Origin of the sequence: Streptomyces smaragdinus, from assembly GCF_009604385.1 — a bacterium.
Taxonomy (GTDB): domain Bacteria; phylum Actinomycetota; class Actinomycetes; order Streptomycetales; family Streptomycetaceae; genus Streptomyces; species Streptomyces smaragdinus.
In genome coordinates this window covers 58824-71231 of the sequence record NZ_WEGJ01000020.1, presented here as the reverse complement: position 1 = coordinate 71231, position 12408 = coordinate 58824, and the positions used below count along the sequence as shown (strand labels likewise).

The 12408-nt window shown below is 73.7% G+C and carries 11 protein-coding genes; 9 read left to right on the top strand and 2 right to left on the bottom strand.

Annotated features, from left to right (window positions below; translation table 11 throughout):
* Position 1: 1 nt before the first annotated feature.
* Entirely contained in the window at positions 2-1429 is a 1428-nt protein-coding gene (locus tag SRB5_RS22610; protein ID WP_153454940.1) for an exopolysaccharide biosynthesis polyprenyl glycosylphosphotransferase, read from the bottom strand.
* A 280-nt stretch (positions 1430-1709) separates the two neighbouring features.
* Between SRB5_RS22610 and SRB5_RS22605 the strand changes: the two genes are divergently transcribed.
* From SRB5_RS22605 to SRB5_RS22585, 5 genes are all read left to right on the top strand, one after another.
* On the top strand, positions 1710-2546 hold the full coding sequence (locus tag SRB5_RS22605) for a glycosyltransferase (RefSeq protein ID WP_153454938.1): 837 nt from the start codon (positions 1710-1712) through the stop codon (positions 2544-2546).
* 57 nt (positions 2547-2603) lie between these two features.
* Positions 2604-3527, top strand: coding sequence for a peptidoglycan recognition protein family protein (locus tag SRB5_RS22600; RefSeq protein WP_153454937.1), 924 nt, complete (start codon positions 2604-2606; stop codon positions 3525-3527).
* 217 nt (positions 3528-3744) lie between these two features.
* Entirely contained in the window at positions 3745-4479 is a 735-nt protein-coding gene (locus SRB5_RS22595) for a ferric reductase-like transmembrane domain-containing protein (RefSeq protein ID WP_153454935.1), read from the top strand.
* Positions 4476-6218: an FAD-dependent oxidoreductase gene (locus tag SRB5_RS22590; RefSeq protein ID WP_153454933.1), complete on the top strand. Its 1743-nt coding sequence runs from the start codon at positions 4476-4478 to the stop codon at positions 6216-6218. Before SRB5_RS22595 ends, SRB5_RS22590 begins: the two co-directional genes overlap by 4 nt.
* The gene (locus SRB5_RS22585) at positions 6215-6445 is read left to right on the top strand and encodes a hypothetical protein (RefSeq protein WP_153454930.1); all 231 of its coding nucleotides are present in this window, start codon (positions 6215-6217) and stop codon (positions 6443-6445) included. Before SRB5_RS22590 ends, SRB5_RS22585 begins: the two co-directional genes overlap by 4 nt.
* On the opposite strand, the gene SRB5_RS22580 is transcribed toward SRB5_RS22585, so the two are convergent.
* Entirely contained in the window at positions 6442-8850 is a 2409-nt protein-coding gene (locus SRB5_RS22580) for a SpoIIE family protein phosphatase (protein ID WP_153454928.1), read from the bottom strand. The genes SRB5_RS22585 and SRB5_RS22580 overlap by 4 nt on opposite strands.
* Before the next feature lie 444 nt (positions 8851-9294).
* On the opposite strand from SRB5_RS22580, the gene SRB5_RS22570 reads away from it, so the two are divergent.
* The 4 genes from SRB5_RS22570 (at position 9295) to SRB5_RS22555 (ending at position 12408) form a co-directional block, all read left to right on the top strand.
* Positions 9295-9945, top strand: a complete 651-nt coding sequence (locus tag SRB5_RS22570; protein WP_153454926.1) for a dihydrofolate reductase family protein — start codon at positions 9295-9297, stop codon at positions 9943-9945.
* Between the two features lie 117 nt (positions 9946-10062).
* Positions 10063-10989 carry a hypothetical protein gene (locus SRB5_RS22565; RefSeq protein ID WP_153454924.1) on the top strand — a complete coding sequence of 309 codons (927 nt, stop codon included), beginning with the start codon at positions 10063-10065 and terminating at the stop codon, positions 10987-10989.
* Positions 10986-11870 carry a hypothetical protein gene (locus SRB5_RS22560; protein ID WP_153454922.1) on the top strand — a complete coding sequence of 295 codons (885 nt, stop codon included), beginning with the start codon at positions 10986-10988 and terminating at the stop codon, positions 11868-11870. The genes SRB5_RS22565 and SRB5_RS22560 overlap by 4 nt, the downstream gene beginning before the upstream one ends.
* A gap of 94 nt (positions 11871-11964) precedes the next feature.
* Entirely contained in the window at positions 11965-12408 is a 444-nt protein-coding gene (locus SRB5_RS22555; protein ID WP_153454920.1) for a hypothetical protein, read from the top strand.

Genomic DNA, 12408 nt, shown 5'->3' with positions numbered 1-12408 from the left:
GTCAGTACGCCCCCGTCCCTCGCATGACCGCCGGTCCGGTGCGCAGCAGGATCCGCGCGTCCAGGCCCAGCGACCAGTTGTCCACGTACGACAGGTCCAGTCGTACGGCCTCCACCCACGGCAGGTCGGAGCGTCCGCTGACCTGCCACAGTCCGGTGACGCCCGGTTTCACCAGGAGTCGCCGTCTGACCTCCTGGCCGTAGCGCTCGGCCTCCTCGGGGAGCGAGGGGCGCGGGCCGACCAGGGACATACGGCCCCACAGCACGTTGATCAGCTGGGGGAGTTCGTCGATCGAGTACTTGCGCAGGGCGGCGCCGACCCGGGTGATCCGCGGGTCGTTGCGGACCTTGAAGAGCAGGCCGTCGGCGTTGTGGTTGGCGCTGCGCAGGGCCGCGCGCAGGGCCTCGGCGTCGACGCGCATGGTGCGGAACTTCAGCATCGTGAAGTGCCGTCCGTGCAGGCCCACGCGCTGCTGGCGGAAGAGCGCCGGGCCCCGGCTCTCCAGCCGTACGGCCGCCGCGACGGCGACCATCACCGGGGCCAGGAGCAGCAGCAGGGCCGCCGCGACGAGGCGTTCGGCGAGGTCCTTCAGCAGCCGGGGCAGCCGGGCCACGCGCGCCGCCCGCACCTGGATCAGCGGCACCCCGCCGACCGTCCGCACCGCGAGCCGCGACGCCGCCGCCTCGTGCACCGGCGGGGCGATGAGGAAGTCGGCGCCGGCGTCCGCGGCGCCCCAGTGCAGCCGGCGCAGGGCGGCGGCGTCCAGCCCGGGGACCGGGAGGACGACCAGCGCGCCGGCGCCCACGGTCCGCGCCGCGCCGGGGGCGTCCTCGACGCCGCCCAGCACGGGCAGCCCGAGCCGGCGCACCCGAGGGGCGTGCACCGGATCGCTCAGGCACACCCCGGTGATGCTCGCGCCGTCGAAGCGCGGGCCGCCGAGGGCGGTGACGTAGTCGACGACGCCGTCCGACGTGCCGACCACCACGGCCGTCCCGCCCCGCCGCCGCAGCAGGAAGCGGGCGCCCAGCGACAGCGCGGCGGCCGGGACGGCGGCGAGCACCAGCGCCCGGAACAGCGCCGGATCCCGCAGCAGTCCCCACGCCACCGCGGCGGCGAGCGCGGGCAGCACGGCGGCGCCGCGCACGACGCGCCGGTAGTCGGCGGGCCCGGAGCCGAGCGTGACGCGCTCGTGGGCCCGGTGGCCGTACATGGTCGTGAACCACAGCACCGGCATGACCAGCAGCAGCGGCCACTCCCCCGGCGCCACCAGCGCCGCCCCGGCCACCGCCGCCGCCAGGTCGGCGATCACCAGATCGGGCCGCGACGAACCCCGTGCGGCGGCCCGCCCCGAGGAGGGGTCGGGCTCCCCGGGATCCGGTATGCGTTGCTGGACGTACTCCTGCTCATGCGTGACCGACAAGACGGCCATGCCACCCCCCCGGGTGTCCTCCGCGCGCTCCGGCTCCTTACCACCCGGGCGCCACGCGATCCCTGACTACCGACCGAACTCAGCGGCCCGCGCCCGCAGTTACCCCCCGCGACCGGGTCCGCACCTCACGCCTGCGCCCGACCCGTACACGCCCCCACGGCGAATGCCCAACAGGTCCGGCGTCGTTCAATTTAGACCATCTACGGCTTAGGCGGCAGGGCATACAGTAAAAAATGGATATGATCCCAAAAGCCGATGTGCAACGCCCCGTTGGGCGATAATGACCGCTGTGCCCAGCATCGTGATCCCGGCCCACAACGAGGAACGCACGATCGGCCGGCTCCTGGACGCCCTGCTGTCCGGGCCCGCCCACGGCCTCGACATCGTCGTCGTCTGCAACGGCTGCACGGACGCCACGGCCTCGGTCGCCGCCTCCCGTGACCCGCGGATCAGGGTGGTCGAGACGCCGGTCCCGGGAAAGCACGCGGCGCTGCGGCTGGGCGACGAGCACGCCCGGGGCTTCCCCCGGCTGTACGTGGACGCGGACGTGGTCATCACCGGCGCCGGCGTGCTGGCCCTGTGCGCGGCCCTGTCGGACGCGGTGCCGGCGGCGGCCCCCGAGCGGGAGTTCCCCCTGCGTGACTGCGCCTGGCGGGTGCGGGCGTACTACCGGGTGTGGCAGCGGCTCCCCGAGGTCCGCGAGGGGCTGTTCGGCCGGGGGGTGATCGCCCTGTCAAAGGCCGGTCAGGCCCGGGTCGCGGCGCTCCCGGCGGTGATGGCGGACGACCTCGCGGCGTCGCTCGCGTTCGGCCCCGGGGAGCGCGCGGTGGTGCGGACGGCTCGCGTCGTCATCCGCCCGCCTCGGACCTGGGCGGACCTGATACGGCGGCGGGTGCGGGCGGCCACGTCGACCGCGCAGCTCGAGGGGCACGGGGGGCCGTCGGCCCGTACGGCGGCATCCGACCTGCTGCGGATCGCGGTACGGGACCCCCGGCTGCTGCCCGCGCTGGCGGTGTTCGTGACGGCGGCGTTCGTCTCCCGGCGGCGGGCGGCGAAGGCCATCGCGGCGGGGGACTTCGACACGTGGCTGCGGGACGAAAGCAGCCGTACCGGGTGACCGGACCGCCGCCGCGGGTATGACCCACGGCAACCCCCACAGGCAAGGAGCACGTCCATGGCAACACCCCTCTCCCCCGCCCGTCTGCTCGCCGTCCTGCGCGCCGAGGGCTGCACCGTGCGCGAGATCCGCAGCTGGCGGACGCACGAGCGCGACGACGAGACCGGGCGCGCCTTCGGCCCGGTGCGCGGCGTGATGTGCCACCACACCGGCCCGTACACCACCGAGTCCGGCCTCATCGACATGGTCTACGACGGCCGTACGGGCCTGCCCGGCCCGCTGGCCCACGGCGTCATCGACACGTCGGGGGTCGTCTGGCTGATGTCGTCCGGCCGCGCCAACCACGCGGGCGGCGGCGACCCGGGCGTCCTGTCCGCCGTGACCGGCGAGTCGTACGGGGACTACCCGCCGCCCTCCCACTACCACGAGGGTTCGCCGGGCGCGGCCGACGGCAACGACGCGTTCTACGGCTTCGAGTGCGTCAACCGGGGCGACGGCAAGGACAACTGGCCCCGCGCCCAGTACACGGCGATGATCAGGGCGCACGCCGCGATCTGCCGCGCGTACGGCTGGGGCGCCAAGTCCGTGATCGGGCACAAGGAGTGGTCCGACCAGAAGCCCGACCCGCGCGGCATCGACATGAAGGCGTTCCGCCGGGACGTCGCCGCCTGCCTCGCGCTGCCGGCCGGCGACTGGGACGACATCAGCCCGCTCACGGCGACCGACGCGAAGCGGGTCTGGAACCTGGACTTCGTCCCGGCCCCGGCCGCGAGCACCGAGAACCCCACCTGGGCGCCCGCGAGTTATCTGCGCGACACGCTGCTGCGGGCGCAGGCCATCGAGGCGCGGCTGTCCGCGCTGCCCGACCTGCCCGACGCGCAGGTCGACGCGATCGCCGCGGCCCTCGCCGCGCATCCGACGCTCGCGGACGAGATCGCCGCGAAAGTGGCCGAAAAACTCGCGTCGCGGTCGGGGAACTGAGCGGCCGACCCTGCCGGTCCACCTTGCATCAGCACCCTGATTACCCCTGTTGACCTGCGTTTCCCTTGACGGTTCAGGGGTCACCCTGCGGAACATCCATCACACGACGAGGGGATACCGAACTGCTGTATGGTCTGAACCGCACTGGCGGACCCATGGGGCGGGGGGACGCGATCCGCGCTTCGGCGGACCTGGACCGGGTTTGAAGGAGAAGGCAGTGACCGCACCTCCGCGCGCCCGCGGACGCAGACCCACCGCGTCGACCGCCCTGGGTCTGCTGGCGATATCCCTGTGGTTCCTCGGCTGTTCGCCGGCCTGCGCCGCCGAGCCGATACCCGGGTCCCCGCTGGACGCGTACAACCATCACGTGCCGTACGACAACGGCTCGCACATGATCGCGCGTTACGCAGCGATTGTATCGTACACATTGATGGTCGCCGTCGTGCTCTTCGGGGCCATCCTGCGGCTGCGTTTCCTGCACCGCACCGTCAGACGCGCCACGCTCTACGGCGCCCACATGGTGCTCGCGCTCTCCGCGCTGATCTTCGGCGCCGTGCACGGCTTCACGTTCCTGTACCAGCCGATCTGGAACATCGGCGTCGTCGAGCTGACCGTCCCCTTCACCGCGGACGTCCAGCAGATACCGGTGGGGCTCGGCGTCCTCGGCACCGAGCTCGGCATCGCCGTCGGCTGCTCGGTGTGGCTGCAGCGGCGGCTCGGCTACCGCACCTGGCTGCGCTTCCACCAGCTCGGCTACGCGGTGTTCGCCCTGATCTGGCTGCACGTCTTCACCGTGCACCCCGAACCGCGCGGCTCCAACCTGGTCGCCGGCGCCATCGCGGGCGGGGCCGGGGCGATCCTGCTGGCGTTCCTCGTACGGATCTTCCCGTCCCGGTCGCGGCTGCGGCAGGCGACGTACGAGTACGACATGGACGCGGAGCCCGTGCGATGACCGGCAGGCAGCGGGAGTGGACCGCGCCGCCCCCGACGTACCCCCAGCCGATCCCGCGGCACAACACGCGCCCGCTGCCCCGGACCACCCCCGCGCCGCCGCCGTACCCCGCCGTCCGGCCGACGGTGATCGAGCAGACGGTCCTCCCGCCGCCGCCCGCCCGGCTCCCCGCGCCCGCCGCTCCCCCGGCCGCCCCCGTGCTGCCCGCGCACGCCGTGCCGCCCGCGCGCCAGCCGCTGGTGGCGGAGTCCGAGCCCGTACGGATCAGCGTCGACAACAACCGCTGCCGGATCTACGGCATCTGCCAGCAGGAGGCCCCGGAGGTCTTCCGGATCTCCGGCGGCGGCTCCCTGCACTACACGGGCAAGGTGCCCGCCGACCGTGCCGCGCAGGCCCGGCAGGCCGTGCGCTGCTGCCCCATGCAGGCCATCGCCATCAAGGGCGCCGCCCCGGGCGCCGACGTCGTACCGCACCGCACCCGCAGCGGGTCGGCGACCCGGGACCGGCTGCACCGCATCGTGATCGTCGGCGGCGGCCTCGCGGCCGTCAGCGCCGCGAACCGGCTGCGGGACCGGGGGTTCGACGACGAGGTGGTCATCGTCGGCGAGGAGACCCGGCGCCCGTACAGCAGGCCGCCGCTGTCCAAGCAGTTCCTGGCCGGCGAACTCACCGCCGACCAGCTGACGTTCCGCGCCGAGCGGGCGCTGGACGCGCACTGGCTGACCGGCACCCGGGTCACGGGCATCGACGTCGCGGAGCGCACCCTGGAGCTGCCGGGCGGCGAGTCGCTGCCGTACGACGGGCTGATCGTCGCCACCGGGGTGGACGCGCGGCGGCTGCCCGAGGCGCCGGTGTTCAGCGACCGGGTGCGCACCATCCGTACGCTCGCCGACGCGACCGCCGTACAGGCGTGGGCGCGCGGCGGGGCGGGGCAGCGCCTCGCGATCGTCGGCGGCGGGTTCGTCGGCTGCGAACTGGCGCTCACCGCCCGCACGCTGGGGATGGACGTCACGCTGATCGTGCAGAGCGCGCCGCTGCTCGGCCGGGTGCTGGGCGCGGACGTCGGCGGCGTGGTGAACCGGATCCAGGAGCGGGCGGGCGTCGACGTACGGCTGGGCACGAAGATCGACGGCTGGGCGGACACCACGACCGGGCTGCGGCTGAAGCTCGACGACGGCGACGTCCTGGAGACCGACCTGGCGGTCCTCGGCATCGGCAGCGCGCCGCGCACCGAGTGGCTGCGCGGCAGCGGGCTCGACGTGAAGGACGGGGTGCTGTGCGCGCCGACCTGCCACGTCATCGGCCCGGCGGGGGCGCCGCTGCCGAACGTCGTCGCCGCCGGTGACGTGGCCCGCTGGCCCAACGCCCGCTACGACGACACCCCGCGGCGGGTGGAACACCTCATCAACGCCGTCGAGATGGGCCAGCACGCCGCCGAGTCCCTGCTCCGCGGCCCGCACCGCGCGCGCCCGTTCACCCCGGTGCCGCGCTTCTGGTCCGACCAGCACGGGCACCGGCTGCAGGCGTGCGGCTCGCCCGCGCTCGGCAAGGACGTCGAGATCGTGGAGGGGTCGCTGCGCTCGGAGCGGTTCGTGGCCCGCTACACCCGGGAGACCGGGTACGGGCGGCAGATCGTCGCCGCCGTCGCCTTCGACATGCCGCTCGAGCTGCTCGCGTACCGGGACGACATCGGCCGCACCCTCGGCGCGCGGCCCCGCACCCCGAGGAGACCCCGATGAGCCGACGAGGCCGCCGCCAGAGCGAACCCACCTACGGCGGCGCGCTGCCCTGGCTGCTGGCCCTCCCGGCCCGGATGCGCGTCCGCCCGCTGCTCATCGCGGGCATCCTGGCCCTGGTCATGGGCACGTACGGCCATCTCCTCCTCACCGCGCCCCCGATGCCGCCGCACAAGGCGCCGACGGTGGACCAGGAGATCGCCGAGACCTCGCGTCCGGCGCACCACTAGCCGTTCGCGCGCGGAGCCCGGGGCAGCTCGACCTCCGCCCAGATCGTCTTGCCGTTGCGGTCGTACCGGGTCCCCCAGCGCTGGGCGAGCTGGGCGACCAGGAGCAGGCCGCGGCCGCCCTCGTCGTACGCGCGGGCGCGTTTCATGTACGGGGCGGTGCCGCTGGTGTCGGAGACCTCGCAGAGCAGGCCGCGGTCGAGGATCAGGCGCAGCCGGACGGGGGGTGAGCCGTGGCGGACGGCGTTGGTGACCAGTTCGCTGACGACCAGCTCGACGACGAACGACAGCTCCTCCAGCTCCCACGCGGCGAGCTGCTCCATGGCGTCCTTGCGCGCCTGCGCCACCGCCCCCGGCTCGTGCGGTACGTCCCAGGTCGCGACCCGGTCGGCGGGCAGGGTCCGGGTCCGGGCCAGCAGCACCGCGACGTCGTCGTCGTGCCGCTGCGGGAGTACGGCGGCGATCGCGGCGTCGCAGGCCGCCTGGAGGCCGTCGGCGGGGCGGGCGAGGGCGGCGCGCAGATCACCGAGCTTCGCGTCGAAGCCGCCGGCGCGGCGGGCGACGAGGCCGTCGGTGTAGAGGAACAGGTCGGTGCCCTCGGCCAGTTCCGTCTCCACCGACTCGAACGGCAGGCCGCCGACGCCCAGCGGCGGACCGGCGGGCAGCTCGAGGGTGTCCACGGTGCCGTCGGGGCGGCGCAGCAGCGGCGGGACGTGGCCGGCGCGGGCGGCGGTGAGGCGGCGGGAGACCGGGTCGTACACCGCGTAGAGGCAGGTGGCGCCGATGCCCTCGAAGCGGGTGGTCGTGATGGTCCCGGTGCTGGTCTCTTCCAGCATCCGCAGGACCAGGTCGTCGAGGTGGGTGAGGAGTTCGTCGGGCGGCAGGTCGATGTCGGCGAGGGTGCGTACGGCGGTGCGCAGCCGGCCCATGCCGGCGGAGGCCTTGAGGCCGTGCCCGACGACGTCGCCGATGACCAGTCCGACGCGGGCGCCGGAGAGCGGGATGACGTCGAACCAGTCGCCGCCCATCTCGGCGTATCCGCTGGCGGGCAGATAGGCGGAGGCCGCCTCGACGGCGGTCGGCTGCGGGAGCTGGTGGGGCAGCAGATTGCGCTGGAGGGTGAGGACGGTCTCGCGTTCGCGGGTGTAGCGGCGGGCGTTGTCGACGCTGACGGCCGCCCGGTCGGCGAGCTCCTGGGCCAGGCGCAGATCGTCCGCGGTGAACGGGTCGGGGGCGCGGTGGCGCAGCAGCAGCGCGGTGCCCAGGGCGGCGCCGCGGGCGCGCAGGGGGACGACCAGCACCGAGTGGACGCCGGCGGCCCGCATCCGGGCGGCCTCCGCGGGATTCTGCTCCTCCCACCGGGCGAGGTCCGGGTCGCCGTTGCGGTAGCCGGCGGGGGCGGGGGCCGTCAGCCACTCGGCGGGCCGGGACGACTCGGGGAGGACGACCTCGGCGCCGGGCCCGTCGGCGAACTCGGGGGCGTCGGGCAGGACGGACCGTACGGCCGCGCGGTGCAGTACTACGGGGCCGGCATCGGGGTCGGCATCGGGATCGCCGCCGCCCGTAATACCGGCGAGGAGGTCAACGCAGACGGCGTCGGCAAGGCGGGGGACCAGCAGTTCGGCCAGCTGCTCGGCGGTGCGGGTCATGTCGAGCTCGGTGCCGATCCGGGTGCCGGCCTCCGTGAGCAGGGAGAGGCGGCGGCGGGCCTCGTACTGCTCGGTGCTGTCCAGCGCGGCGAAGCACACGCCGCGCACGGTGCCGTCGGGGTCCCTGAGGGGGGCGAGCTCGATGGCCCACGCGTGCGCGTGCCCTTCCCCCGCGACCCGCAGATGCACCTCGGTGCTGCGCCGCTCCCCGCTTTCCAGCACGCACCGCATCTCCCGCTCGATCAGCTCGCTCGCGGGACCGGGTACGGCCTCGGTGGCCCGCAGCCCGTACAGCTGCTCGCGGGTGAGTCCGACGGCGCGCTCCTCCTGGACGTTGGCGTGGACGTACCGCAGGTCGCTGTCGAACACCGCGAGGATGCAGGGCGCCTGCTCGAAGCTCCACTCGGCGGGAATCACCGGCTCCAGCGGCACGGGCCCGCGGGGCGCGCTCCACACGAGCAGCCAGTCGGTCCCCTCCGCGGTGATCCGCCGCCGCGCGATGAGATCCCCGGTCACGGCGTGCCCGTCCCGGTGCCGCAGGACGACGCGCCCGCTCCAGGACCGCAGATAGGGCGGCCGCTCACTGAGCGGCGACCCCTCGACGAGCAGCTCCCCCACGGCCCGCCCCACCACCTCGTCCCCCCGATACCCGAGCAGCCGCCGGGCCCCGTCACTCCACTCGGTCAGCACCCCGCGCTCGTCGATGGCGGCCGTAACGGCACCCCTCGCACCCCCGTCACCGCCCTGCCCCGGACCCATGCCCCCGACGATCGCCCATCGCGGGGGCTTTGCGGGGCGACGGCGCGGGGGTGATCTGCAGGTTCACACATCCGGTCGACTCCGGGGCGGGAAGTCGGCGCGGTTGGAAGGACGGGAGGCGTATAACCGGCGAAGAGATGCCTTTACGCGCATCCGGACGAGATCGAGACCAGGGGGTACGAATGGGTGGCAGTGTCGGCTGGGAGGAGATGAAGCGCCAGGTCCGGGAGCGCCGCGAAGCGGCTGGGCTCCCGGTGCGGTCGGCGACGGAGAAGCAGGCCGCCATGGACCGCCTGATGGCCGAAGTCCGGGCCTGCCGCCCGGCGGAACTCCCCCTGACGGACGCGGGCCGGAAAAGTCCGGGGGGCGGTGTCGATTCCCGTGTGGTTCGTTCGACGTCAGGGTGTGCGGCACCTCCGCCGCGCTCGGACTGATGAGGGACACATGGAGCAATTGCTGCGGGTCATGAACTTCTGCCTCTCCGGCGACGGGATCGGCGCCGGCTTCAGCGACCGGCAGAGCCTGGAGAGCCCCTTCGGCTGCGACCGGCCCGAGCGGCTGTTCTCGTGGGCCGGGGCCACCGCGAGCTGGCCCAACCGGACCGAGACCGGGGGGACGCGGGGGCTCGACGACTACTTCACCCGGGACTTCCTCAACGGGATCGGGGCCGAGATCATGGGGCGGAACAAGTTCGGGCCCCAGCGCGGGCCCTGGACGGATCTGGAGTGGCAGGGGTGGTGGGGCGACGAGCCGCCCTTCCGTACGCCGGTGTTCGTCATGACGCATCATCCGCGGCCGTCGTTCAGCCTCTCCGACACCACGTTCCACTTCGTCTCCGGCGAGCCCGCCGACATCCTCGCGCGGGCCCGCGAGGCGGCGGACGGCAAGGACGTACGGCTCGGCGGCGGTGTCTCCACCGTCCGGCAGTTCCTCGACGCGGGGCTCATCGACACGCTCCACGTGGCCGTCGCGCCCGTGAAGCTCGGCGAGGGGCTGCGGCTGTGGGAGTCGCCGGAGGAGCTGACCGACCGGTACCACCTGGAGGTCGTGCCCAGTCCCAGCGGCGTGACGCATCACCTCTTCTGGCGGAAGTAGTCCTCCGCGCGAGGATCGCTTGAACGCGTTCAAAACCTGTGTCAGGCTGTCCCCCGTCGGTGGCGGCCCGGGCTGTACGGACAGCCCGGGCATGCCCCGGACGGGAGGGGGAGACGGATGGCAGGGGTACGCCCGCTGGGCGCGTTGGGGCCGGTCGCGGGGGTGAAGCCGCGGGGTCCGCGGTGGGTCGCCGCGCTGTGGACCGCCGCCGTGGGCTTCGGGGTGGAGGGGGTGGTCACCGTTGTTGTGCTGATCATGCTCACCCCGCATTACGAGCCCGCTCCCGGCAACTACGGACTCGGCGTTGCTCTGGCCATGTTCGTCGGCCCAATAGCATGCACGATCGCGGCGGTGACGGTGACCTGGCCCGTGCTGCTGCTCTCCCGCTGGTCCGCGCGGCGCCGACCGCGGCCGGAGACCTGGTGGTGGTGCTCGGCGACCTGCGTGCTGATGGCGGCGGCGGGGTCGTTGACGCTCGGTGTCGTTTGCCCGCTCCTGCTCGGCGTGCGTCCGGACGCGGTCGTCGTCGTTGGGTTGTGGCTGAGCCTCGTGGTGTTTGCCTCCCCCGCGACACTGCTGGCCCGCGCGGCGCTGAACCGCCACCGGCACGTGGCGTCGCTGACACTCGGCGCCGCGGCGGTACTGATCCCCTCAATCGTCCTGCAGGGCGCCGGGCTCTATGCGGTGGGTTTGCTGCGTGTGTACGAGTACCCGAAGGTCGACCAGGGCTTCATGCTCGGCACCTGGTCCGACGACAACGGCGGCCTCCTCACCTTCACCGCCGACGGCAAGGTCACGGCCGACGGCGTCGCCGAGTACGACTTCGAGAGCTTCGGCGAGAAGTCGGGCGAATGCGACGGCACCGGCACCTGGACGTTCGCGGTGTCGGACACCGAAGGCGCCCAGGGCGTCGCGCTGAACATCCCCGGCTGCTCGTACGTCACCGACGTCTGGACCGTCGGCGGCTCCCAGGACCACCCGACCGTCCACCAGTGGATGGGCGACCCCGACATCGGCTGGTACGGACTGGACCGCGACCGGTGAGGGCCGGCGGCAAGACGTGGGCGCGGACCGGACTGCGGTACGGGGGCGCGCTCCTCGCGTCGTGGGCGGTGCTGTGCGTCGAGGCGCTGACGGCCCTCGTCGTGTGGGTCACCGTCAGCCTGCGGTACGAGCCCCCGCCCGGGAACTACGCGGTCGGCGGGATCTTCTACCTCATCGCCGTCCCCCTCGCCGGCGCCCTCGTCACCGGAACGGTGGTCCTGGCGGCCGTCCGCCTCTCGCGCTGGTCCGCGCACCGGCGGCTGCGGCGCGAGACCTGGCGGTGGCTGGCCGCCACCACCCTCCTCGTCGTCACCGCCGTGGTCGTGGCGTTCGGCGTCGTACTGCCCCTGCCGGTCGGCGAGTCACCGGCCTGGGCCGGCGTCGGCTGGACCTGGCTCGGGTCCGCCGCGGCCGTCCTCCCCGCCGCGCTCGTCGCCCGCGCCGCCCTGAACGAGCGGTGGGTGGCGACCGGCGCGAGCACCGGCGGCGCGGTGGCCCTCCTCGTCGCCACCGTGGTGACAGGCGTCGCGCTCTACGCCACCGACGTGCTCACGGCGTGGGAGGCACCGCAGCTCACCGGTGCGGAGCTGGCCGGCACCTGGTCCGACGGCGACGGCGGCGTCCTGACCCTCACCGCCGACGGCACTCTCACCGCGAAGGGTGTCGCGGAGTACGACTCCGCCGAGCGGACCGGACGGTGCGACGGTACCGGCACCTGGCGCGACGCCGGGAAGTCCGGCGACCTCCAGGCCCTCGACCTGAGCATCCCCGGCTGCCGGCTCGGCGACTGGACCGTCGCCGGTACACGGGACGAGCCGACGGTGCACGTGTGGACGGGCGGCTACACCGGCGAGTGGTACATCCTGCACCGCGACCGGTGAAACGAACGCAAGTGCCGATACTCAGGTGTTGGCCCCCACAACCTAGGTACTCTCGCGTCACATAGCTGTTGACTCCGAGCGCGCGGGAGCACACATGAGCACATTCGAGCAAGAGTGGTCACAGTTAGTCGCACAGGCGCACGCCGGCCAGTCCACCCGGATGCAGCTCAACACCCTCCACGACCCCACCGGCCCGCCCCCCGTCCTCGCGGCCCCCGCAGGCTCCCCCGCCTGGCCGGACCTCAAGCACGACTACCCCACGATGAACCTCGCCGCCGGGCAGTCTGACCTGATAGCCGAGACCGTCGGCCCCAAGTCCGAGAGCGCGGCCACGGACACCTCCGCCGCCGCGAGCGAGATGGACGGCTGGGACGTCGGCGCCGTCCTCGCCCGGCTCGCCACCGAATGGCGCTCCGCCCTCGCCGGGTTACGCCGCGACCTCGAGTCCAACGCCACCGGACTGCGCGGCACCGTCACCCACCAACGCCGGACCGACGGCGACGTCGGCGCGAGCCTCAAAGGCGGACCCCGTGGGTGA